The sequence below is a fragment of the Euzebyales bacterium genome, from assembly GCA_035461305.1.
GTDB lineage: Bacteria > Actinomycetota > Nitriliruptoria > Euzebyales > JAHELV01 > JAHELV01.
The window spans coordinates 1-22,469 of the sequence record DATHVN010000142.1 but is presented as its reverse complement, the minus strand read 5'-3'; the positions used below and the strand labels follow the sequence as shown (position 1 = coordinate 22,469).

Annotated in this window: 21 protein-coding genes; 6 read left to right on the top strand and 15 right to left on the bottom strand. The window is 69.3% G+C overall.

The genetic code is table 11. The annotated features are described in order from the left end of the window. Window positions 1–328: 328 nt before the first annotated feature. On the top strand, window positions 329–1,654 hold the full coding sequence (locus VK923_13555; GenBank protein ID HSJ45700.1) for an LCP family protein: 1,326 nt from the start codon (window positions 329–331) through the stop codon (window positions 1,652–1,654). 121 nt (window positions 1,655–1,775) lie between these two features. On the opposite strand, the gene VK923_13550 is transcribed toward VK923_13555, so the two are convergent. After that, a complete protein-coding gene (locus VK923_13550; GenBank protein HSJ45699.1) occupies window positions 1,776–2,882 on the bottom strand; it encodes a peptidoglycan DD-metalloendopeptidase family protein in 1,107 nt (368 codons plus the stop codon). 242 nt (window positions 2,883–3,124) lie between these two features. Here VK923_13550 and VK923_13545 point away from each other — a divergent pair, with 242 nt between their 5' ends. The 3 genes from VK923_13545 (at window position 3,125) to VK923_13535 (ending at window position 7,834) form a co-directional block, all read left to right on the top strand. Then, window positions 3,125–4,912: a VanW family protein gene (locus VK923_13545; GenBank protein HSJ45698.1), complete on the top strand. Its 1,788-nt coding sequence runs from the start codon at window positions 3,125–3,127 to the stop codon at window positions 4,910–4,912. A gap of 292 nt (window positions 4,913–5,204) precedes the next feature. Next, window positions 5,205–6,530, top strand: a complete 1,326-nt coding sequence (locus VK923_13540; protein ID HSJ45697.1) for a hemolysin family protein — start codon at window positions 5,205–5,207, stop codon at window positions 6,528–6,530. Then, window positions 6,527–7,834, top strand: a complete 1,308-nt coding sequence (locus VK923_13535; GenBank protein ID HSJ45696.1) for a hemolysin family protein — start codon at window positions 6,527–6,529, stop codon at window positions 7,832–7,834. Before VK923_13540 ends, VK923_13535 begins: the two co-directional genes overlap by 4 nt. A gap of 54 nt (window positions 7,835–7,888) precedes the next feature. On the opposite strand, the gene VK923_13530 is transcribed toward VK923_13535, so the two are convergent. Next, entirely contained in the window at window positions 7,889–9,262 is a 1,374-nt protein-coding gene (locus VK923_13530) for an SPFH domain-containing protein (GenBank protein ID HSJ45695.1), read from the bottom strand. 105 nt (window positions 9,263–9,367) lie between these two features. Next, window positions 9,368–9,874, bottom strand: a complete 507-nt coding sequence (locus VK923_13525; GenBank protein ID HSJ45694.1) for an NfeD family protein — start codon at window positions 9,872–9,874, stop codon at window positions 9,368–9,370. Window positions 9,875–10,766: 892 nt separating this feature from the next. Here VK923_13525 and VK923_13520 point away from each other — a divergent pair. Together VK923_13520 and VK923_13515 are read left to right on the top strand one after the other, a co-directional pair. Then, on the top strand, window positions 10,767–11,057 hold the full coding sequence (locus tag VK923_13520) for a PqqD family protein (GenBank protein ID HSJ45693.1): 291 nt from the start codon (window positions 10,767–10,769) through the stop codon (window positions 11,055–11,057). Window positions 11,058–11,091: 34 nt separating this feature from the next. Beyond that, window positions 11,092–12,237, top strand: coding sequence for a hypothetical protein (locus VK923_13515; protein HSJ45692.1), 1,146 nt, complete (start codon window positions 11,092–11,094; stop codon window positions 12,235–12,237). 17 nt (window positions 12,238–12,254) lie between these two features. On the opposite strand, the gene VK923_13510 is transcribed toward VK923_13515, so the two are convergent. The 12 genes from VK923_13510 to VK923_13455 form a co-directional block, all read right to left on the bottom strand. Further along, window positions 12,255–12,395 carry a hypothetical protein gene (locus VK923_13510; GenBank protein ID HSJ45691.1) on the bottom strand — a complete coding sequence of 47 codons (141 nt, stop codon included), beginning with the start codon at window positions 12,393–12,395 and terminating at the stop codon, window positions 12,255–12,257. Between the two features lie 254 nt (window positions 12,396–12,649). After that, complete coding sequence (moeB, locus tag VK923_13505; protein ID HSJ45690.1) at window positions 12,650–13,819, bottom strand: molybdopterin-synthase adenylyltransferase MoeB; 1,170 nt, start codon at window positions 13,817–13,819, stop codon at window positions 12,650–12,652. 61 nt (window positions 13,820–13,880) lie between these two features. Further along, a complete protein-coding gene (locus VK923_13500; protein ID HSJ45689.1) occupies window positions 13,881–14,387 on the bottom strand; it encodes an Lrp/AsnC family transcriptional regulator in 507 nt (168 codons plus the stop codon). 55 nt (window positions 14,388–14,442) lie between these two features. Continuing rightward, the gene (locus VK923_13495; protein ID HSJ45688.1) at window positions 14,443–14,877 is read right to left on the bottom strand and encodes a metal-sulfur cluster assembly factor; all 435 of its coding nucleotides are present in this window, start codon (window positions 14,875–14,877) and stop codon (window positions 14,443–14,445) included. A gap of 80 nt (window positions 14,878–14,957) precedes the next feature. Continuing rightward, window positions 14,958–15,437, bottom strand: coding sequence for an SUF system NifU family Fe-S cluster assembly protein (locus VK923_13490; protein ID HSJ45687.1), 480 nt, complete (start codon window positions 15,435–15,437; stop codon window positions 14,958–14,960). 2 nt (window positions 15,438–15,439) lie between these two features. Next, window positions 15,440–16,672 (bottom strand): SufS family cysteine desulfurase, encoded by a 1,233-nt coding sequence (locus VK923_13485; protein HSJ45686.1) that lies wholly within the window; start codon window positions 16,670–16,672, stop codon window positions 15,440–15,442. A 29-nt stretch (window positions 16,673–16,701) separates the two neighbouring features. Next, entirely contained in the window at window positions 16,702–17,442 is a 741-nt protein-coding gene (sufC, locus tag VK923_13480) for a Fe-S cluster assembly ATPase SufC (GenBank protein HSJ45685.1), read from the bottom strand. 107 nt (window positions 17,443–17,549) lie between these two features. Further along, on the bottom strand, window positions 17,550–17,891 hold the full coding sequence (locus VK923_13475; GenBank protein ID HSJ45684.1) for a non-heme iron oxygenase ferredoxin subunit: 342 nt from the start codon (window positions 17,889–17,891) through the stop codon (window positions 17,550–17,552). Further along, the gene (gene sufD / locus VK923_13470; protein ID HSJ45683.1) at window positions 17,888–19,240 is read right to left on the bottom strand and encodes a Fe-S cluster assembly protein SufD; all 1,353 of its coding nucleotides are present in this window, start codon (window positions 19,238–19,240) and stop codon (window positions 17,888–17,890) included. The genes VK923_13475 and sufD overlap by 4 nt, the downstream gene beginning before the upstream one ends. A 168-nt stretch (window positions 19,241–19,408) precedes the next feature. Next, window positions 19,409–20,815, bottom strand: coding sequence for a Fe-S cluster assembly protein SufB (gene sufB / locus VK923_13465; protein HSJ45682.1), 1,407 nt, complete (start codon window positions 20,813–20,815; stop codon window positions 19,409–19,411). Further along, entirely contained in the window at window positions 20,815–21,510 is a 696-nt protein-coding gene (locus tag VK923_13460; protein ID HSJ45681.1) for an ArsR family transcriptional regulator, read from the bottom strand. The genes sufB and VK923_13460 overlap by 1 nt, the downstream gene beginning before the upstream one ends. 200 nt (window positions 21,511–21,710) lie before the next feature. Next, the coding region (locus tag VK923_13455) for an NDP-sugar synthase (GenBank protein HSJ45680.1) at window positions 21,711–22,469 on the bottom strand (759 nt) is incomplete at its 5' end.

The following is a 22,469-nucleotide window of genomic DNA, read 5'->3' as shown; positions in this document are numbered from 1 at the left end:
TGAACCCTGTCACGCCCCGGGTCGTCCGCGGGTTCGGTGTCGCGCAGCCCCCACGTCTCGAGCTTCTCGAGGCTGACCATGAAGCCGAGCAGCAGCAGTGGGAACCCCACCACGAGGCCGACGACGCTCAGTCCGTCCGCGATCGATTCGGTCACAGCGTCGACCTTTCGGTTGGCGCAGCGTGCACGGCACCGGCGATCGGTCAGGACATCGACCGACCTGTCGCCCGCTAGGCTAGTGTGCACCAGCACGCGGGAAGTTCACACCAGGCACGGGTCGTTGCCGGAGAAGGGCGCCAGCGATTTCCGATTCCGACTACGGGCCGGTCATGCACGGGCGCGGCTCGACGCGCACCGGCCGCCGACCGGCGCAGAAGCGCGCGACGCCTCGCCGACCACCGAGCAACCGGCGGTCGCCGGCACGGCCCGCGCAGCGCCACCGGCGGCCACGGCGCGGTCGGTCCGGGCGCGTCGCGCTGTACGCCCTCATCGTCGTCCTCGCGCTGGTTCTGTACGGGCTCGGTGCGCTGCTGTACGCATCCAGCCGGATCACGCGGGAACCGGTCGAGGGTCTCAGCCACGGAAACGTCTACCACGTGCTGGTGACCGGGTCGGACAGCCGTGCCAACCTCACCCGCGACCAACGGCGTCAACTGAACGTGGGTGGCGACGCCGGCGGCACCAGGACCGACACGATCTTCGTGCTCAGCGTCAGGGGCTCACGCGCCGCGATGCTGGCCCTCCCCCGCGACCTGTTCGTCACGCGGTGCGACGGCTCGAGCGGGCGCATCAACGGCGCGACTGGGATCGGCGGGCAGAGCTGCCTCGTCGAGACCGTGTCGTCGTTGTCGGGCCTGCCGATCCGCCACACCCTCGAGATCGACTTCCGTGGCTTCCGCAACGTGGTCGACACTGTCGGTGGCGTCGAGCTGTGCCTCGACCAGCCGATCAGCGACCGTGACGCCGGGATCGACCTGCCGGCCGGCTGCCAGGTGCTCGAGGGCATCGACGCCCTCGGGTACGTGCGTGTCCGCAAGATCGACAACGACCTCGAGCGCATCAAGCGCCAGCAGCAGTTCCTCAAGGCGTTGGCAGAGAAGATCGCGCAGCCGTCGACGACGCTCAACCCGATCCGCTTCTACCGCACCGCTGGCGCGGCGGGCAGCGCACTGCGAGCCGACGACAGTCTGTCGAGCATCGACCTCCTGCGCCTCGCCATCGGTGGCCGCGGCGTCGCGAACGGACGCATCGTGGCCGAGACGGTGCCGTCGACGCCCGCGACGGTCGATGGCGCAGCGGTCCTGCAGGTGATCCAGCCGGAAGCCGATGAGATCTTCGAGCGGTTCCGCAGCGGCGCGATCTTCGACGAGGTCCGGTCGGATCGCACGGTGGCACCCGAGGACATCGAGGTCCGCGTGCTCAACGGTTCGGGTGTCGTGGGGCTGGCGGGCCGCACGGCCGCCGAGCTCGAGTCGCTCGGCTTCACCATCATCGCCATCGGCAACGCCGCGGCGACGACCACCACGACGGTGCGGTACGGACCGGGGCAGGAGGCGGAGGCACGGACCGTCGCCAGCGCGCTGCCCGACGAGGTGACCGTCGAGGAGGACGCCGGTGTCGACGTTGTGACGCTCGTCCTCGGCTCGTCGGGCTGAGCACTCTCCCACACGGCGGGTCACCGTCCAGCCGGAGACGAACGAGCGCCACCCGGCCTGACGTGCGGGGTGGCGCTGTGAGGAGAGCGAGCACGGGTGGCCGGCGGGACCGGCCACCGGCTCAGGGCAGATAGCCCAGGGGGTTCTGAGGGTTGTCGTTGATGCGGACCTCGAAGTGCAGGTGCGGCCCTGTCGAGTAGCCCGTGCTGCCGACGTATCCGATGGGGTCGCCCACCTTGACGGTCTGCCCGACGCTGGCGCCGAGCTGGCTCTGGTGGGCGTACCGCGTCGTCATCCCACCGCCGTGGTCGATGACGATGATGTTGCCGTAGCCGCCCATCACGCCTGCGTAACTGACGACACCGCCCCTGGCCGCGTGGATCGGGGTGCCGGAGGGCGCACCGATGTCGATTCCGGCGTGCAGGCGGCCCCATCGGTAGCCGAAGCCGCTCGTCACGGTGCCTGAGACCGGCCACGTCCAGCCACCGGCCGACACGCTGGCGGGCACGTTGATCACGCCCTGAGCCGCCAGCGCGGATGCGAGCTCCTGCTCGTCTTCAGCGGCGATGCGCTCCTGCTGCTTGAGCTTGACGACCTTTTCGTTGCAGGCCGCGATCTTGCGCTCGTAGGTCCTGCGCACGTCCTTGAGCTCGCCAAGCAGCGTCTCGCGGTCGCTGAGCGCGTCCTCGTACACGCGCTGCTGTTCCTCGTAGACCTTGCGCTGCCCGTCAGCGGCGGTCCTCGACGACAGCAGCTTCTCGAGCGCGGCGCGGTCAGTCTGCTTGACGACGTTGAGGACCTGCGCCCGGCTCAGCGCCTGCTCGGTCGACGACGACATCAGCAGGCTGTGCAGGGTCGGGTCGAGCACCCCCCGCTTGTAGAGCTCCACGACGCGGCTGCTGGACAGCTCGTGGACAGAGTCCGCCTGCGCCTCGAGCTCGTCCATGCGCTGGCGCGCCTCGTCGACGACACGCCGCTGGGCGTCGACCGCGACCTCGGCCTCGCCGATGGCCACCAGCGTCTCCTCGACCCGCACGTTGACCTTGTCGACGCGCTCCTCGTCGCGTTCGCAGACGGCCGAGACCTTCTCGAGCTGTTCGCGGACACGCTCGAGCCGCGCCTGCGCCTGCTCGAGCTTGTCAAGCGGCGCTGCGCTCGCCGTGCCAACGACGCACAGGGTTGCCACGATCACGAGGGTCAGCGGCACCCGGATCCTGCCTGCTCGCATTACGCTCCGTACGTCACGAACGGCGCCCGCTCGGGACGCCGCGGTGGTCGTCAGTCACCCGGAGGGAAACCAGTCATGCAACGCGTCGACCTTAACCGTGCGGCAAGCGCCGATCCGAGAACTGACTTGGCAGAACGGACAGGTCGTGCGGAGGATGGACGTTCAGACAGTGGCCCGCGATCGTCACCGTCCCTACGCGAGAATGGGCGGTTTGTCGCCGTACGCTAGGCTGAATGTCGTCGATGCAGACCGTCGCCTCACCTCCCGAGTCTGAGCAGACTTCCGCGTTCCCCCCGCCGCTGCGACCGACGTTGCTGATCTCCGGCGGCCTGGTGGTCCTGCTGGTTGTCAGTGCCTTCGTGCTGCGCGCGATGCGGTCCGACGTGCTACCGAACGTGACCCTCGCGGGCACCGACGTCGGCGGCATGACACGCGACGAGCTGACGGCGGCCGTCGACGATCTGGCCGACGCCCGCGTCACCGAGCTCATCTCCGTCGAGGTCGACGGGCGCCGCCGCAGCGCGACGAACGGCGCCGTCGGCTATGCCATCGACCGCACCGCAACGGTCGATGCGGTGTGGGAGCGCGGCCGCCAGGTGAACCCGCTGGCCGCCATCGGTGACCACGCCCGTGCCACCGTCGGCGCCATCGCCGTGGAACCCCTCGACCACGTCGACGACGCGGCCGTACGTCACTGGGCACAGGCGGTCGCGACCGCGATGACGGTGCCACCCCGCGAGGGCAGCGTCGTCTTCGCCGGTGCCGCGGTGCGCCGCCGCGACCCCGAACCGGGCGGCCGGCCAACGCCGTCGTCGCTGGAGGACGGGGCACGGGACGCGTTCACCAGTCCCGGCAACGACACCCTCGACGTGACCGCCGAGCCGGTGCGGCCCCGCACGACGACCGACGACGTCGATGCGCTGGTGGCGACCGCACGCCGGCTCGTGAGCGCACCCGTGCGCCTCGAACGCGGCGACGAGGTCCTGACGCTCGAGCCGGCGACGATCGGTGACCTGTACCGGGTGCGCCGCCGCGACGACGGGGACGGGTTGCGCCTGACGCTCGAGGTCAGGCCCGCGCGGCTGCGCAAGGTGATCGACGCTGACGTCCGCCCGCGGTTCGACACCGATCCCCGCGACGCGACCGTCGTGCTGACCTCCGACGGTCCGAAGGTGCGCGGGGGCCGGCGTGGGTTCGAGGTCGACATGGCCGCGCTGCGGGAGCAGATCGACGAGCTGGCGCGCGGCGAGGGTCGGGCCAAGCGCTCCGCGGAGATCGCCGGCAGGACCGTCGAGCCGGACCGGACGACGAAGGAGGCACGACAGCTCCGCGTGGCGCAGAGGGTCTCGTCGTTCACGACCGAGCACGCATGCTGCCAGGGCCGGGTCACCAACATCCACCGCTTCGCCGACCTCATGGACGGCGTGCTGATCGAGCCCGGCGAGACGTTCTCGCTCAACGGCCACGTGGGTCCACGCACCGCCGCGAAGGGCTTTGTGGCGGGCGGGGCGATCCAGCAGGGCGAGTACGTCGACGAGGTCGGTGGCGGCGTCAGCCAGTTCGCGACGACGTTCTTCAATGCCGCGTACTTCGGCGGCTACGAGATCCTCGACCACAAGCCGCACTCGTACTACATCAGCCGATACCCCATGGGACGCGAGTCGACGATCAACTACCCGACGGTCGACGTCGAGATCCGGAACAACTCCCCGTATGGGCTGCTCGTCGACACCTCCTACACGGACACGTCGATCACCGTGACCATCTGGGGCCGGAAGTGGGCCGATGTCGAGTCGACCACCGGGTCGCCGTACAACTACACGAACCCGCCGACCCAGAGGAAGAAGAACCCCGACCTGGCCGAGGGCGCCGAACAGGTGCTGCAATCCGGCAGCCAGGGGTTCGACGTCGTCGTGACGCGGCGGATCACGTACCGCGACGGCGACAGCACGACCGAGGAGTACTTCACGCGCTACCTGCCCGAGCCACGGATCGTCGAGCGGGGCACCAAGAAGGCCGGCAAGGGCTAGCGGACCGTGACCGACGGACTGCATCCGCGGGGCCGCCGCTCTCCTGTCCATCACGGTGCGACGGACCCCACCGCACGCCCGCCACACACGATGCACCACGCCAGCACGAGAAACGGGCCCCGGTGGGGGGATCCGGGGCCCGGCGCTTCTCGCATACCGCGGCACCGCTGGCGCCAAGCGGAGGTTGCGAACGCGCGTTACTACAGTGTCCTCGCCCGAACGGGTCCGCGCCACCACCTTTTGGGACGATTTCGGAACCCCTCAGAGGGACTAACCCCTTACCGCGACCACGATGAGCGTCGTCACCGCCGGCATCGGCTTTGTCGGGCTGGTGCTGGCGACCGCGCTGTTCGTCGCCGCCGAGTTCGCCTTCGTCGCCACGGGTCGCCACCGGCTGGAAGAACGTGCACAGGCCGGCGACCGTCGCGCGACGCATGCGCTGGCGGTCCAGCGCCGCCTGTCGTTCATGCTGAGCGGCGCGCAGCTGGGCATCACGATCGCGGCACTGCTGCTCGGCGTCATCGCCGAGCCGACGCTGGCGCGCGCGCTGACGCCGGCCCTGGAGCGCGCCGGACTCGGCTCCGCGACCGCGCGCGGCGTCGGCGTCGTCGGCGCACTGCTGCTCGCCACCGGCATCGCCATGGTCTTCGGAGAGCTCACACCGAAGAACCTTGCCATCGCCAAGCCGGAGGCCGTCGCCCTGCGCCTGGCGCGCCCCACCGCGCTGGTGCTGCGGCTCGCGGCGCCGCTCATCCGCGTCTTCGACGAGCTGTCCAACCGGCTCCTGCGCCGCGTCGGCATCCAGCCGGCCAACGAGCTGGACCAGGCGGTCACCGCCGATGAGCTCGAGGTCATCATCGATGAGTCGGGGCGCGTGGGCAGCCTCACCGCCGATCAGACCGGACTGCTGCAGCGGGTGCTCGGCTTCCGCGGGCTCAAGGTCAGCGACGTCAGCGTGCCCCGCCCCGACGTCGTGACGGCGCCCGTCGAGGCGACCTGCGCGGACCTGGCGGCGCTGGCCTCCGGATCCGGGCTCAGCCGGTTCCCAGTGATCGGCGACGACCTCGATGACGTCCGTTGCGTGGTCGTGGCCAAGGACGTCCTGTCGGTCCCGCCGGAGGAGCGGACCACGACACCGGCGCTCTCACTGGGCACCCCTCCCCTGGCGGTGCCGGAGTCGGCGCTGCTGTCCCCGCTGCTGCGCGATCTGCGGGCAGCGCACAGCCAGCTCGCGCTGGTGGTCGACGAGCACGGCGGCGTCACAGGCATCGCCACGCTCGAGGACGTGGTCGAGGAGCTGGTTGGGGACATCCGCGACGAGTACGACCGAGCCCTCCCCAGACCCAGGGCGCAGCGCGACGGCAGCTACGTCGTGCCGGGGTCATGGCGGCCCGACGAATGCGAGCGCGAGACGGGGATCCCCCTGCCGTCCGGCGACTACGACACGCTCAGTGGACTCGTCATGGCCGAGCTGGGCCGGGTGCCACGGGTCGGGGACCGCGTCGAGACCCGGTTCGCCGAGCTCCGGGTCGAGGCACTGCGCGGGTTCGCCGTGCACAGCGTTCGAATCATCGACCGGACGGATCACGAGGGCGCCGCCGGGAAACGTCCGTCGTGACCGGCGCACTCGTCGACACCGCGGCGATCGTCCTGCTGCTCGTCGTCAACGGCTTCTTCGTGGCGGCCGAGTTCGCGCTCCTCGCCTCGCGACGCTCGCGCATCACCGCGCTGGCCGACGGTGGCAACCGGGCGGCCGGCGCGGCCCTTGCCAGCCTCCGTGAGCTGTCATTGACGATGGCCGGCGCGCAGCTGGGGATCACACTGGCGTCGCTGGCACTCGGCGCGGTCGCCGAGCCGACGATCGCCCACGGGCTGGAGGGCCTGTTGCATCGCACGGGGATGTCCGACCACCTGGCGGGCGTGCTCGGCCTCGGCATCGGACTGGCGGTGGTGACCCTCGCCCACACGGTGCTCGGAGAGCTCGCACCCAAGTCGTGGGCGATCTCACACCCCGAGCAGTCCGCGCTGCTGGTCGCCTGGCCGTTCCGCCTGTTCACCGTGGCGCTGCGTCCCGTCATCTTCGCCCTGAACGCTATGGCCAATGGGGTCGTCCGGCTGCTGGGTCAGGAACCGCAGAACGAGCTGGCTCTCGCCCACTCGCCCGAGGACCTGGGGCTGCTGCTCGAGGAGTCGGTCGCCCACGGCCTGCTCGAACCCGACCAGCAGGAGCTGCTGTCACGAGCCATCGACCTCGACGCGCTGGACGCCGAGTCGGCGATGGTGCCGCGCGCGGACATCGTGGCGGTCGACGCTGTCACCGGCATCGACGAGCTCGAACGTGTCGCAAGCCAGACGGGGCGGTCACGGCTTCCGGTGTACGACGGCGAGCTCGACCGCCTGCGGGGCGTCCTGCACGTCAAGGACCTGCTCGCGGTCGACGTCGACGCCCGGGCGACGGTCACCGCCGGCGGGCTGGCGCGGCCCACGCTGGTCGTGCCGGAGTCGCGGCCCGTGCGCAAGCTGCTCGTCGACATGCGTGCCCGCAGCCAGCACGTCGCGATCGTGCTCGACGAGTACGGCGGCGTCAGCGGCCTGGTGACGATGGAGGACCTGCTCGAGGAGCTGATCGGCAACTTCGAGGATGAGTCGGACCAGTCGGCCCGCGGCATCGCCACACGTCCGGGCGGCGTGCTGGTGCTGCCGGGCACCCTGCGACCCGACGAGCTGGCGGACGCGGCCGGCGTCGTCCTGCCGGACGGCCCGTGGGAGACGGTCGCCGGCTACGTGCTGGCCCAGCTCGGTCACCTGCCGAACGCCGGCGACCGCCTCACCACCGACGTCGGCGTCTTCCGGATCAGCACGATGGACGGCTACAGGATCACCGAACTGGAACTGCAGCCCCGCCGGAGCCCGCCCGCCTGACTCCGGGGAGCCCCACCCCGTCGACTGCGACAGAGGGTTCCCAGAGGACAGCGCTCAGTTGCCGGGCAGCTCGGCGGAATCGTCCTCACCGGCGTCCCGGCCGATCCTGCGCAGGATCGCCTTCAGGTCGACGCCCGTCAGGTCCGTCCCGATCTGCAGTCCCTGCTCGAGGTTGCTGGCGACGTTGCGCATGACCTCCGACGCACCGTCGGTCGAGATGACCGTCAGGTTGTCGACGTTGCTGACCGGCTCCGCCGCCGCGCGCACGATCTCGGGCAGCACCTGGGCGACCAGCTCGACGACGGCAGCCTCGTTGTAGAGCCGGAACGCCTGGGCGTTGCGTTCCCGCGCCTCCGCCTCTGCCTGCCCACGAGCCAGGATCGCCGCGGCCTCGGCAGCGCCCTCACGCTCCACCGCCGCGGCGAGTGCCTCACGCCGGGAACGTTCAGCCTCCGCCTCGGCGATCGCCGCAGACCGGCGACCCTGCGCCTCCTGCTCGACGCGGTAGCGGTCGGCATCGGCTGGCTTGCGGATGTCCGTGTCGAGCTCTCGGTCACGCAGCTCGGCACGCCGCACGGCCACCTTCTCCTGCTCGGTGAGCACGTCCTGATCGCGGGTCGCCTGCTCGAGCGGGCCGGCGGCGGCCGCCTTCGCCCGCGCGGCGTCGGTCTCGGCGGCGATCTCGGCCTTGCGGAGCGCCAGCTGGCGCTCGGCAACCGCGATCTCCTCCTCAGCGAGCAGCCGCTCCTGCTCGGAGGCCTGCCGGGCACGAGCCTCGGCGATCGCAGCCTCCTTCTCGACGCGTGCGGCCTCCGGCCGCCCCAGGTCGGCGAGGTAGTTGCCCTCGGCCTGGATGTCCTGCAGCTGGAACGTGTCGAGCGCGAGCCCCTGGTTGGTCAGCGAGGTCTCGGCCTCCTCGGCCACGGCGGACGCGAACGCGGCCCTGTCCTTGATGATCTCCTCGACGGTGAGGCGACCGACGATGGCGCGCAGCGATCCGGCGAGCACCTCCTGGGTGAACAGCTCGATGCCCTCCTGCTGATCGAGGAACCGCTGCGCCGCGGCCCGGATCGCGTCCTCGTTGCCGCCGACCTTGACGATTGCCACGCCCTCGAGGTCGCACTTGATGCCCTGTGCCGACACGGCACCCCGGATCGCGACGGGGATGCGCCGCGACGACAGGTTCAGGACGTGCAGCTTCTGGACGACGGGCAGGACGAATGTGCTTGCGCCCATCACGACCTTCTGTCCGGACAGGTCGGTCGAGATCTCTCCGGTCTCAGGGTTGCGCACCGACCCCCTGCCCTTGCGTCCGGTGATGATGAAGGCCTCGTCGGGTCCGGACACCTTGAAGCGCGACACCGCCACGAGGACCACCAGGGCGATGAGCCCGATGAACCCGATGAGGCCGGTGATGAACGGTTCCACAGCTGCGGTCCTTTGTCGTCTCGGTTGTCGTCTGTCCGGCGGAGCCGATCTGCGTGTCTCCTCGACCCGGCACTGCGACGCTCGTCGGTGCCGATACCGACGTGATCAGATGTCGGCCTCGGCTACCAGGACGGATGTCGGCGACAGGACGTCGATGATCACCACATCTGTGCCGGATGCGATCGGTTCCTGTGAACGGGCGCTGAGCTTCACGAGCTGGCCGTGGTGGGACACGCTGATCTCGCCGAGGCCGTCGGCGGGGATGCGCGTGATGACCCGGCCGATCCTGCCGCTGAGGTCCGCGCTGCGTGGCGTGGCGTCCGTGTGCATGCGCACGAAGGTGCGCACGACGAACAGGGCGATGCCGCCACCGACGATGCCGGCGGCGAGGCCGCCTGCGATGGCGACGGGCAGGGAGACCTGCTCGGTCGATTGGAGCAGCGCGCCGCCGAACCCAAAGGCCCCCATGAACGCACCGATGACCTCGGTCGACAGCAGTCCGCCACCTTCAATGTCGAGGCCGTCGAACACCCCGTCGAAGAAGTCACCGAAGATCAGGGACAGCAGGAGCAGGCCCACGCCGACCGCACCGACGATCAGGAGCGCGGTCATTGCTACAATCCCTCGTTCCAGCCGACCCTGCCCGGTCCAGTATGCCAGGTGTTACCGGACGGTAATGCGGGCTGGCTCGGGCGTACGCCCCGTGGCCGCGATCGCCGGATTTCGGTGTATCCCCAATCGTGAGGAGGGCGGTGGTTGCCCCACGCCGTACGTTGACGACGGACCGCCAAGAGGCGGACCCGCAAAGGCAGGTGGAGACCATCTATGCGACTGCTCGTGACCCGGCGGTGCCGGCTACATCGGACGCGGCCGACCAACGTCTACGGTCACAGCAAGCTGATGATCGAGCATGCGCTCAGGTGGCTGCACGCGCTCCGCGGGCTGCGGTACGCGAGCTTCAGATGCTTCAACGCCGCCGGGGGCATCGGGGACCCGGGAGAGGATCACGCGGTCGTGGCGCACGTCATCCCGCGGGTGCTCGAGGTGGCCGCCGGACGTCGCGACGCAGTCGATCATCGATATACACGACATCGTCACCTCGGCGTGGCGCTGGCATCAGCACCGGTCGTTCCGCACATGACCCAGACCATCGAGCGAGCGGGCGGCCTGTGTCCGCGCGACACAACTCGCGCTCTCCACGACTCGTGCGGGCTTCGTGGCCTACGGCCGGATCTGGAGGCTGGCTGCTTGGATCGAGCGAGGCGGGAGAGGAGACTGTATGCAAACGTACGACCGGCCAATGGTTGAGGAGCTCGGGACAGTGGCCGAGCTCGTCCAGGCGCTTGGGGTCGGCCCAGGCTCCGCCGCAGATTATCCGATCATGGCAAGGCTCGGGGATCGCTGCGACGGGTTCCTCGATGTCATCACACACAGCTAGAACGCAGACTGACTGCATCCCCGCCCCTGTCAGCTCCACCCCGACGAAACGCCCGGAGGGTGGCCGATGAGCCAGCCTGTTCTCCAACGTCGAACCGTCGCGCTTCAACGCGACCGCGTGCTGTGGCGACAGCTCAGCGACCAGGTGCTCGTGCTCGACATGTGGCGTTTGCGATACCTGCGCCTGAACCACAGTGGCTCATTGCTGTGGCATCTGTTGGCCGAACCGCGACAGCCATGTGAGCTCGTCGAGGTCCTGCTGGACACGTACGACGTGTCACGTGAGGAGGCGGCCGACGACGTCGCCGCCTTCCTCGCGGAACTGCGGGTGCGTGGACTGCTGAGGGATCCGGCGTGACAGCGCTCCAGCTGACCCGCGACGGGTGATCGGCGTGGCGACGCCCTACGTGCTCCACGGCCTGCGGCTGGCGTCGGAGGTCGTGCTGCCGGACGTGGCCTCACAGCCTGCGGATCCCGCGATCGCGACACACATCGCCGACACCACCCGCGACGGCACCGACGGTGGGACGGCTTCTGACGGTCGGGCCGACGTGCGGATCGAGCTGCTCGAGTATCAGCCGGTTGGCGCAGAGCCTCCACCGGGCGACCTGATCCTCGATCACCACGTGAACGGCCACCGTCAGTACGCGGCCGCACGCACAGGCGACCACGTCCGGTTCCGCGTGCCCGGGCATGCCGACTTCGACGTGACGGGCGACCTCTCGCGCATCGCCTGCACGCCCGATCCGCGTGTCGCCCCGGGCTATATGCCGATCATGCTCACCGGCAACGTGGTGTCCTTTCTGTTGACGTTGTCCGGGCATACGGTGCTGCATGCCGGCGCGGTCGATGTGGACGGCGGAGCGGTCGCGGTCGTCGGCCCCTCGGGGGTGGGCAAGTCGACGCTCACGGCGTGGCTGTGCGCGGTGGGTGCCCGGCTGATCACCGATGACGTCCTCCGCCTCGACCGCGATGGCATATGCCACCGCGGTGGCCGGGAGATCCGACTGCGCGACCGGGCCCGCCCGCTCGCCATGGAGCTCGCGCAGTCGGGCGGTGCGGTTCGGCGAACGGTCGACGGGCGCTATGCGGTGCGCCCACCGGTGAGCACCCTGGCACGCCTGCCGCTGCGGGCCGTCGTGATCCCGCGACCGCTGCCAGGCTCGCATGCGCTGGCCGTGCATCGCGTGGACGCTCTGTCGGCGGCGATGGTGCTCGCGGGGGTGCCTCGCACACTCGGTTGGCGGATGTCGGCGCCTGCACATGCCCATTTCACAACCGTGACCGAGGTCGCTGCGAACATCGCGGTACACATCGTCGACATCCCATGGGGCCCACCCTTTGATCCTGGGACGCCGCGACGAGTCATGGATCTGCTTGGCTTCGAACCACCCGACAGCACGCGGACACACGTCGGGTCGGCCGTTGATCTCCGTGTGGTCGAGCGTGAATCCACCACCGACGACGTGCAGCGCCTCCGAACCGGCACGTACCGGGACGCGGTCGGCAGCTACGCCGGCGGCCGCCAGCATCGTTGACTGCGGCATCCTGGTCGTCAGCCACCGACCGGGATCGCGCCCCGCTTGTAGTAGGCGGCGGCGCGGTCACGGAGGAATCCGCCGTCATTGTCTGGGGACCGCGACCACAGGTCATTGCCGTCGATCGGAGGTGGATGGGTCACGCCGTCCTTCTGCACGTCACATGCTTCGGCGTCTCCTCCGAAAACAGGTAGGCCACCACGCCGGCATCGGTGTACGCGTCGACTCCTACGCCGAACGCGACGAGCGGCCCCAGCATGGCACCGGTGGTGTCGAGAGCACGATGGACGCCGAACGCCGCTGCAACCCGCGAGGGTGGCCAAGGTTGGGTGCCACCGCCGTTGGCGAGGATCGGCATGGGCGGAGGAGCCGGTGACCGTGCGGGGCGAGCCGCGCGCCCGTCCCATCCGAGTCAGTAGGTCGGGATCGAGGGGTCGACCTCCTCGGCGTAGCGGTTGATCCCGCCCGCCAGGTTGTGGGTCTTGCGGAACCCCACGTCCCACAGCAGCTGCTGCGCCTGCGCGGAGCGGCCGCCGGTCCGGCACTGCAGCACGATCTCGTCGGCCGAGTCCAGCTCGTTGACCCTGGTCATCAACTCACCCAACGGGATCAGGGTCGAGCCCTCGATCCGCGAGATCTCGTACTCGTGGGGCTCGCGGACATCGATCAGCGTGACCCCGTCGCGGACCTTCGCGAACTCGACCGGGGTCATCTCGGGGAGCGCCGCCTGGTCGGAGCCGGACTCCTGGTGATCGTTGGCCGGCACGCCACAGAACTGCTCGTAGTCGATGAGCTCGGTCACCGTCGGGTTGTCACCGCACACCGGGCAGTTGGGGTCCTTCTTGACCTTCACGGTCTGCCACCGCTGCTCGAGCGCGTCGTACAGCTGCATCCGCCCGATCAACGGCTCGCCGATGCCGGTGAGCAGCTTGATGCCCTCGGTGGCCTGCCCCGCCCCGATCGTCGCGCAGATCACACCGAACACGCCGCCCTCGGCGCAGCTCGGCACCATCCCCGGCGGCGGTGGCTGGGGGAACATGCAGCGGTAACAGGGTCCGTCGGGCGCGCCGAACACGGCCAGCTGGCCGTCGAACCTGAAGATCGACCCGTAGACGTTGAGCTTGCCGCGCAGGACGCACGCGTCGTTGACCAGGTACCGCGTCGGGAAGTTGTCGGTGCCGTCGATGACCAGGTCATAGGGCTCGATGATCTCGAGCGCGTTGTCACTGCGCAACGCCGTCTCGTGGACGATGACCTCGACGAACGGGTTGATCTCGGCGATGCTCTCTCGCGCCGACTCGACCTTGCGCTTGCCGACGTCGGACGTCCCGTGGATCACCTGGCGGTGCAGGTTCGACTCGTCGACGACGTCGAAGTCGACCAGGCCGAGCGTGCCGACGCCCGCCGCGGCGAGGTACATGGCCAGCGGCGAACCCAGACCCCCCGTGCCGACGAGCAGCACCTTGGCGGCCTTGAGCCGACCTTGGCCCTCCGCCCCGACGTTGGGCATGATCAGGTGCCGGCTGTAGCGCCGGATCTCTTCGTTCGTCAGGGACGCGGGCTGTACGATCAGTGGTTCCATGCTCTGTCCTCCAACGCGCCGGCGGCGCCGGGCATTCCACATCGGGACCCGAGGCGCGCGGTCACCCCGGTCCGCCCGCGGCCGGTGCCGGGTCGGGCGCACCCCGGTCGGCGTTGACGCCCCAGCCGAAGGTCATCTTGTGGATGCCAAGGACGAGGAACGTCTCGGTCCCGGTCACACCGTCCGTCGACTGGATCCCGGCAGTCAGCACCTCGGTGAAGTGCGCCGTGTCACGGCACATGACCTCGACGAACAGGTCGAAGCGCCCGGCGGTCGCGATCACGTAGCTCGCCTCGGGCACGTGTCGCAGCCGCTCGGAGACCTCGGCCAGACGCCCAGGGACGACCTGGACGCCGACCAGCGCCATCAGGTCGTAGCCGATCCGCAGCGGGTCGGCGACGCCGACGATCTGCAGGATGCCAGCGTCCTCGAGGCGGCGGACCCGGTAACGGATCACGCTCTCGGACACTCCGACCTCGTCGGCGATCCGGCTGTAGGCGCGCCGGCCGTCCACCTGCAGTGCGGCGATGATGCCGCGGTCGAGCCGGTCCAGATCCTCGGGAACCACTGTTCGGTGACCTACCGCTTCGCTCCTGAGTCGCGCGACTCACGTTTCCTGTGTGCTAGACGTTGAAGCCCATCGCCCTCAGCTCCTCCTTGGCCTCGTCCGACATCATGTCGGTCGACCACGGCGGGCTGAAGGTGAACTCGACCTCCGCGTCGTGGATGTTGGGCAACCGGGTCAGCACGAGCGTGCACTGCTGGTGCAGCAGCTCGGTCAGCGGGCACCCCATCGTCGTCAACGTCATTGTCACGTGCGCGAGGCCGTCGACGGCCTCGACACTGTAGACGAGCCCGAGGTCGACGATGTTGATGCCGATCTCCGGGTCGAGCACCGCCGTCAACGCCCGGCGCATGGCGGCCTCGGTGGGCTGTCCGTGCTCGTCGAGCTCTACGCCCGAGATGGCGCCGTTGCCCGTCGGCGTGGCCTCGTCGTCCTCGTGCGGCCACCCCTGCATCGGATCGGCGGTCGTCGCGTCACTGGTCGTGTCGGTCATGATGTGTGCCTACCACTTCGCTGCTCGAGGCACGCGATGTGTGCCTACCACTTCGTTGCTTGAGGCACGCGATGTGTGCCTCACAGCGTGGGCTCCTCGTGGGTCACGCGGCTGCTGTCCTCACCCTGCTCGTACGTCGCGATGGCGTCGCGCAACGCCATCCAGCCCAGCAGCGCGCACTTGACGCGCACCGGGAACTTCGCGACGCCGGAGAATGCGATGCCGTCAAGCAGCTCGTCCTCCCGCTTCACGGGTTCGCCGTGCATCATCGCGCGGAAGTTCTGCGCCAGGTCCTCGGCGTCGGCGAGGTCGCGGCCGGCCACCGCCTCGGTCATGGCCGAGGCGCTCGCCATCGAGATCGAGCAGCCCTCGCCGTCGTAGGCCACCGCGTCGATGCTGGGCGTGTCATCGTTCGCGACCCGCAACCGCAGGTCGAGCTCGTCACCGCACAACGGGTTGTTGTGGTGGACGTGCACATGTGCGCCGGCGAGCTCGGGCGCACGGTTCCGGGGCGTGCGGTAGTGGTCAAGGATGATGTCGTGATACAGGTCCTCGGTCATCGTCACACCCCGAAGAAGTCCCGAGTGACCTCGACGCCACGCACCAGGGCGGCGACGTCGTCCGGCGTGCTGTAGACGTAGAACGACGCGCGAGTCGTGGCCACTGCACCCAGCGACCGCACCAGCGGCTTGGCGCAGTGGTGCCCGGCACGCACAGCGAGGCCCTCACGGTCCATGATGGTGCCGATGTCGTGGGGGTGCAGCCCCTTGATCGCGAAGCTGACCGCGGCACCGCGTCGCGCGGCGTCGTGTGGGCCGTGGACCGTCACCCCGTCGATCCCGGTGAGCGCGGCGATGCAGGCCGCCGTCAGCGCCTGCTCATGCGCGCGGACGTCGGCCATGCCCAGGTCCTCGAGGTAGTCGATGGCGGCGCCGAGCCCGATGGCTTCGGCGATCACCGGCGTCCCCGCCTCGAACTTGTAGGGGATCTCGTTGAACGTCGACCGCTCGAGGGTGACGTCCGCGATCATCTCCCCTCCCCCGAGGAACGGAGGCATCCGCTCGAGCAGGTCCGGCCGCGCGATCAACATGCCCACGCCGGTCGGTCCGAGCATCTTGTGCCCGGACGCGCACAGGAAGTCGGCGTCCAGGGTGCCGACGTCGGTGGGCATGTGCGGCACGCTCTGCGCACCGTCGACGACCACGACGGCGGCGTCGTTGGCCGCGCGCACCCGCGAGGCGAGCTCGGCGACCGGGTTGATCGTGCCGACGACGTTGGACATCGCGGTCACGGCAAACAGCTTGACACGACCGCTGGCGACGATCTCGTCGAACGCGTCGAGGTCCAGCACGCCGTCACCGGTGACCGGGACGAACGCGAGCTCGTAGCCGGCCTGCTCCTGCACGAGCTGCCAGGGCACCAGGTTGGCGTGGTGCTCCATCTGCGTGGACAACAGGATGTCGCCGGGACCGAGGTGGACCCCCGCCCACGAGTGCGCGACCAGGTTGAACGCCTCGGTGGCGTTCTTGGTGAACACGACGCCTCGAGGATCCCCGCCGGTGAAGCGTGCGACCTGTCCGCGGGCATGCTCGTAGGCGGCGGTCGCCTCCTCCGCCAGCGCGTGCACGCCGCGGTGCACGTTGGCGCAGTAGCGGCCGTAGTAGGCATCCATGGCATCGACCACGACCTGCGGGGTCTGTGACGTTGCCGCGGAGTCCAGGTACACCAGCGGCCTCCCGTGGACCTGGCGTTCCAGGACGGGGAAGTCCTTGCGGATCGTGGTGACGTCGAACATGTCGGTCGGCCCGATGATCGCTCCGGTCGTCAGCTGGGGACGCGGAGCCGCTCGTAGCCCTGCGCTTCGAGCTCCTCGGCGAGCTCCGGCCCTCCGGACTCGACGATACGTCCGCCGAACATCACATGGACGCGATGCGGCGTGATATAGCGGAGAATCCGCGTGTAGTGGGTGATCAGCAGCACACCGAGCTCGGGTCCGCGCAAGCGGTTGACGCCCTCGCTGACGACCTTGAGCGCGTCGATGTCCAACCCGGAGTCGGTCTCGTCGAGGATCGCGTACCGGGGTCTGAGCATCGCCATCTGCAGGATCTCGAAGCGCTTCTTCTCGCCGCCGGAGAACCCCTCGTTGACGTTGCGCTGCATGAACGCAGGGTCCATGTCGAGCAACTCGAACTGCGCCCGCAGGTCGGTCATGAACTGGCGGACGGGGACGTCGGCGTCACCGAGGGCGTTAAGCGAGGTGCGCACGAAGTTGGTCAGGCTGACCCCGGGGATCTCGGTCGGGTACTGCATCGCCAGGAACAAGCCTAGCTGGGCCCGCTCGTCGGGCGTCAGCTCGACGATGTCGGTGCCGTCTATGCGGACGCTGCCGGAGGTGAGTCCGTAGGCCGGATGGCCCGCGATCGCGTACGCCAACGTGCTCTTGCCGGAGCCGTTGGGGCCCATCAGCGCGTGGATCTCGCCCTTGCGCACCGTCAGGTCCACGCCGTGGAGGATCTCGGAGCCCTCCACCTCGACCGTCAGGCCCTCGATCTGAAGCTCTGCCATGTCACGTGACCTACCGCTGTCGCTACCTGAGGTCATGCCACGTGACCCACCGCTGTCGCTACCTGAGGTCATGATCCGTTGCGTCCTTGTCGCTCGTCGGTTGTACGTCAGTGCCGGGGCACGGGCGCGTCGTTGGTCTGCTGTTCCACGTCGACCCAGACCGCGCCGTCGGCGATCTTGGTCGCATACGTCGGGATGGGTCGCACGGCCGGGAGGCTGTCCGGGTGTCCGGTGCGCAGGTCGAACATCGACCCGTGGAGCGCGCACTCGATCGTGCAGTCCTCGACCCATCCCTCGTGGAGCTCGTAGTACTGGTGGCTGCACACGTCGTGCACCGCGTACACGGTGTCGTCGTCCACGCGCACGACGCAGACCGGCTCCTCGAGCTCGGCGACCGCGGGGGAGCCGACCTCCAGGTCTGTGATGTCCGCGACCTTCTGCCAGGTCATGCGCGGTCACCCTGTCCGTCGCGCGCCCGTCGCGTCCGGCGCGGATCGGAGGTCGTCAGCAGCTCGCCGCTGCGGATCTCCTCCTCGATCTCGGCGAGCAGCGAGTCGGTCACGCCGGGCAGGTCGATGCGGTCGGTGACCTCGGCGAAGAAGCCGAAGACCAGCATGCGCACCGCCTCGTCACGCGGGATCCCGCGCGACGTCAGGTAGAACAGCTGCAGCTCGTCGACCTGCCCCACCGACGAGTGGTGACCGCACTGGACGACGTCGCTGCACTGGATCTCCAGGAACGGGATCGAATCAGCGTGCGCGCCGTCGGTCAGGATCAGGTTGCGGTTGGTCTCGTCCGACGACGTCGCCTTGGCGTGCGGCTCGATCCGGATGTTGCCGAACCACGTCGCGTGCGCCCGTCCCTGCAGGGCACCCTTGTAGACCGACTGGCTCGTGGTCTTCGACGCGTTGTGGCAGATCAGCGAGCGGTGCTCGATCTGCTGGTCGCGGGAGCCGAAGTACACCCCGTACAGCTCAGCCTGGCCGCCGGGATGGTCCAACCCGCAGTCCGGCCGCAGGTACACGGTGCGCCCGCCGAGGGTGGCCTCGAGGTGTCGCAGCTCGGCGTCGCGGCCGACCGTGACGCGGTGGGAGCCGACGTGGTCGATGCCGTCACCCCAGTCCTGCGTGCTGACGACGGCGGCACTCGCGCTGTCGCCGAGCACCACCTCGACGACCTCCACGACCGTGGTCTCGGCATCGCCGACGTGGTCGATGTAGACGTCGGCCCGCGCGAAGCGGTCGACCACGACAAGGATGCGCGGCAGGAGGGTTCCGGGCCTCGTGACCTGGACGGTCACGGCGAGCGGCTGGTCGAGCACGGCCTCCGGCGGCACGTACACGAGCAGCCCCGGTTCGTGCGCGGCGAGGTTGAGCGCGTCGTGCTTGGTCGCCGTGCCCACGACGGTGCCCAGGAGCTCCCGCACGACGGACTCGTGGCTGGTCGCGGCGGATGCAAGATCGGCGAGCACCACCCCCGCCTCGGCGGCGGCGTCGCCGAGCTGGACGTCGGCAACGGTGGCGTCGACGAGCCGCGCGCTGCCGGCGACCTCGTCGCCCAGCGCGGGGACGATGCCGCGACGCACGTCCGCGGGGTCGCCGGCGCCGTCGACGACCTGACGACTGACGTCGAAGCGGCCCGGGTCGGTGTAGCGCCACTCCTCATCGCGACGCGTCGGCCACGCCAGGTCACTGAACGCCTTGAACGCCTCCTGCCTGCGGTCGCGCAGCCACGCGGGCTCGCCGCGCTCCTGCGCCAGCCCGACGACGTCCTGCTCCGTCAGTTCCGTAACCTTCATTTCCTCAACTCTCTCAACCTCTTCCGAGACGACTCGACCGGCTGCTCTCGCTGAGTGGCGGGCCCCGGCGGACGGGGGCAATCAGAGCGGTGCGCTGCGCTTCCGGAGGACCTTGGAGGGTGGGCGGGTGAGCGATCCGGAGGAAGGGCAGCGCACCGCGACGTCACATCAACCGACCGCGCCCACCATGTTCAGCGAGATCAGCCGGTTGAGCTCGACCGAGTACTCCATGGGCAGCTCCTTGGCGATGGGCTCGATGAAGCCGCGCACGATCATCGCGTTGGCCTCGGCTTCGTCGATGCCGCGCGACATCAGGTAGAACAGCTGCTCCTCGCCGACCTTGGACACGCTCGCCTCGTGGGCGATGGTCGCGTCCTCCTCGCGGATGTTCATGTAGGGGTAGGTGTCGCTGCGCGAGGTCTCGTCGAGCAGCAGCGCGTCGCAGATCGTCGAGTTCTTCACGCGGTGCGCGCCCTCGGCGATCTCGACCTGCCCGCGGTAGCTGGTGCGTCCCTGCCCCTGCGACACCGACTTGCTCAGGATCGTCGACGTCGTGTCGGGCGCGTGGTGGTGCATCTTCGCGCCGGCGTCCTGGTGCTGGCCGTCACCGGCGAACGCGACCGAGAGCACCTCGCCGTGCGCGCCGCGCCCCATGAGGAACACACTCGGGTACTTCATGGTCAGCTTGGACCCGATGTTGCCGTCGATCCACTCGACCGTGGCGTCCTCGTAGGCGGCGGCCCGCTTCGTCACCAGGTTGTAGACGTTGTTCGACCAGTTCTGGATGGTCGTGTAGCGCAGCCGCGCACCCGGCTTGGCGACCAGCTCGACGACCGCGGAGTGCAGCGAGTCCGACGAGTAGATGGGCGCGGTGCAGCCCTCGACGTAGTGCACGTAGCTTCCCGGCTCGGCGATGATCAACGTCCGCTCGAACTGGCCCATGTTCTGCTGGTTGATGCGGAAGTACGCCTGCAGCGGGACGTCGACCTTGACGCCCTCGGGCACGACGATGAACGACCCACCCGACCAGACCGCGGTGTTGAGCGCAGCGAACTTGTTGTCGTTTGGTGGGATGATCGTACCGAAGTGCTCGCGGAAGATGTCCTCGTGCTCACGCAGCCCTGTGTCGGTGTCGAGGAAGATCACGCCCTGGGCCTCGAGGTCCTCGCGGACCTTGTGGTAGACGACCTCCGACTCGTACTGCGCGGCCACACCGGCGATCAGGCGCTGCTTCTCGGCCTCGGGGATGCCCAGCTTGTCGTAGGTGTTCTTGATGTCCGCCGGCAGGTCCTCCCAGGTATTGGCCTGCTTCTCGGTGGACCGCACGAAGTAGAAGATGTTGTCGAAGTCGATGCCGTCGAGCTCGCCACCCCACGTCGGCATGGGCCGACGCTCGAAGTGGCGGAACGCCTTGAGGCGCATGTCGAGCATCCACTTGGGCTCGTCCTTGAGCGCCGAGATTTCGCGTACGACGTCCTCGGACAGGCCGCGCTTCGGTTCGAAGACCGGCTTGCCCTGGTCGTGCCAGCCGTACTTGTAGGTGCCCAGCTGAAGATCTTCAGCCTTCGTCGCCATCAGGTGCTCCTCGGGTGATGTGTGTCTGCGGGGGTGGACGGCAGTGGTGGTCGGACCTCGCACACGCAGGCGGTGGACCCGCCCGCGATGGTCTGCCGACGCTGGACCTGCGCGCCGAGCAGCTGCCGGAACAGCGCGGCCTCGAACGCGCACAGCTGCGGGTGCGCCGCCGCCGCGTCCTTGATCGCACAGTGCTTCTGGGTGAGCGCCATGCCGTCGCCGTCGACGTCGGCCTCGGCCAGGAACCCGTCCTCGCTGAGCAGCTCGGCGAGGCGCCGCACGCGGTCACCGAGGTCGTCGATGTCCTCGAGCTCTCCGGCGTACTGGGCCTGCTGGCGCTTCTGGCGCCAGCGCAGGAACGCGATCATCTCGGTCTTGCCGCGCTCGTCGTGCAGGAACGTCAGGACGTCGTCCGCAAGGTCCGACGACCGGTCGGGGAACAGGCGCTCGCCTCGGGCCGTCAAGTGGTACGCGACGGCAGGGCGCCCGGGCCCGGGCGACCGGACGGCATGGCCCTCGACCAGCCCGTCGGCGACGAGCTCGCGCAGGTGACGGCGGACCGCCACCTGTGTGCGCGCTGCCGCCTCGGCGAGCTCCGCTACCGTTGCGCTGCGTTCGTGCAGCAGCGACACGATCTGCGCGCGGGTCTCACCCAGCAGATCGATCAGCGGTGCGTTCTCAGTGGTCGATGACACACCAATTACTCTATAGATCTGTTGCGTAATTGCACGGCCGTGGACCCGACCTTCCGACGGGTGTCGGACGTCCGCCGCGGACTTACGGAGGGCGATCTTCTATGATCAACCAGTAACCCGCGCGGAAGGCGGCCGAGCATGCCCAGTCGTGAGCGTGGCACCACGGCACCCGCACGCGACCGGCGCCGCCGGACCACGAGCTAGTCGTCGACGACGATCGCGTCGTGGCCGAGCGTGACGTTCGGCCAGATCCGCGTCGAGCGCAGCACGTTGCGCCGTCCCAGCGTCGCGCCCGCGCCCAGGATCGAATCGTCCAGGCGCGTCCCTGGACCCACGCAGGCGTCGGCGCACAGTATTGAGCTGTAGACCTCGGCGTCGGCCCCGACCTCCGCGCCGTGGAACAGCACGCAGTCCTCCAGGCGCGCACCGCTGCGCACCACCGCACCGCGGCCGATCACGGTGCGCCCGAACAGCTGCGCGCCGGGCTCGATCACGGCGCCGCGTCCAATGACCGCCGGGCGGATGACGTCGACGTTGTCACAGACGACCTCCGGCTCGACCCACAGGCTCTCCTCGATCTCACGCCCCGTTGGCGACCAGCTCAGGCGGCGCTCGAGGACGTGCCGGTTCGCCTCGAGGTACAGGTGCGGCCGGCCTGTGTCGAGCCAGTAGCCGCCACGGAACTGCCCGTAGATCGGCTCACGCTCGCGCACCATCGTCGGCACCAGCGAGCGCTCGAACGAGAAGAACGTGTCCGGCGGGATGCGGCGGACGACCTCGGGATCGAGCATCACGATGCCGGCGTTGACCAGGTGCGATGACGTCTCGTCGGGCGACGGCTTCTCGAGGAAGCTCTCGACGAACCCGTCCGGGCTGAGCTCGAGCACGCCGAACTGGGTGCGGTCCCGCACGGAGGTGAGCCAGAACGTGACGGTCGCCCCGCGCTCCAGGGGGAAGGT

Coding starts and splice junctions, on each gene's coding strand:
- VK923_13555 (HSJ45700.1), top strand. CDS start 329: ATGCACGGGCGCGGCTCGACGCGCACCGGCCGCCGACCGGCGCAGAAG.
- VK923_13550 (HSJ45699.1), bottom strand. CDS start 2,882: ATGCGAGCAGGCAGGATCCGGGTGCCGCTGACCCTCGTGATCGTGGCA.
- VK923_13545 (HSJ45698.1), top strand. CDS start 3,125: ATGCAGACCGTCGCCTCACCTCCCGAGTCTGAGCAGACTTCCGCGTTC.
- VK923_13540 (HSJ45697.1), top strand. CDS start 5,205: ATGAGCGTCGTCACCGCCGGCATCGGCTTTGTCGGGCTGGTGCTGGCG.
- VK923_13525 (HSJ45694.1), bottom strand. CDS start 9,874: ATGACCGCGCTCCTGATCGTCGGTGCGGTCGGCGTGGGCCTGCTCCTG.
- VK923_13520 (HSJ45693.1), top strand. CDS start 10,767: ATGAGCCAGCCTGTTCTCCAACGTCGAACCGTCGCGCTTCAACGCGAC.
- moeB (HSJ45690.1), bottom strand. CDS start 13,819: ATGGAACCACTGATCGTACAGCCCGCGTCCCTGACGAACGAAGAGATC.
- VK923_13495 (HSJ45688.1), bottom strand. CDS start 14,877: ATGACCGACACGACCAGTGACGCGACGACCGCCGATCCGATGCAGGGG.
- VK923_13490 (HSJ45687.1), bottom strand. CDS start 15,437: ATGACCGAGGACCTGTATCACGACATCATCCTTGACCACTACCGCACG.
- VK923_13485 (HSJ45686.1), bottom strand. CDS start 16,672: ATGTTCGACGTCACCACGATCCGCAAGGACTTCCCCGTCCTGGAACGC.
- sufC (HSJ45685.1), bottom strand. CDS start 17,442: ATGGCAGAGCTTCAGATCGAGGGCCTGACGGTCGAGGTGGAGGGCTCC.
- VK923_13475 (HSJ45684.1), bottom strand. CDS start 17,891: ATGACCTGGCAGAAGGTCGCGGACATCACAGACCTGGAGGTCGGCTCC.
- sufD (HSJ45683.1), bottom strand. CDS start 19,240: ATGAAGGTTACGGAACTGACGGAGCAGGACGTCGTCGGGCTGGCGCAG.
- sufB (HSJ45682.1), bottom strand. CDS start 20,815: ATGGCGACGAAGGCTGAAGATCTTCAGCTGGGCACCTACAAGTACGGC.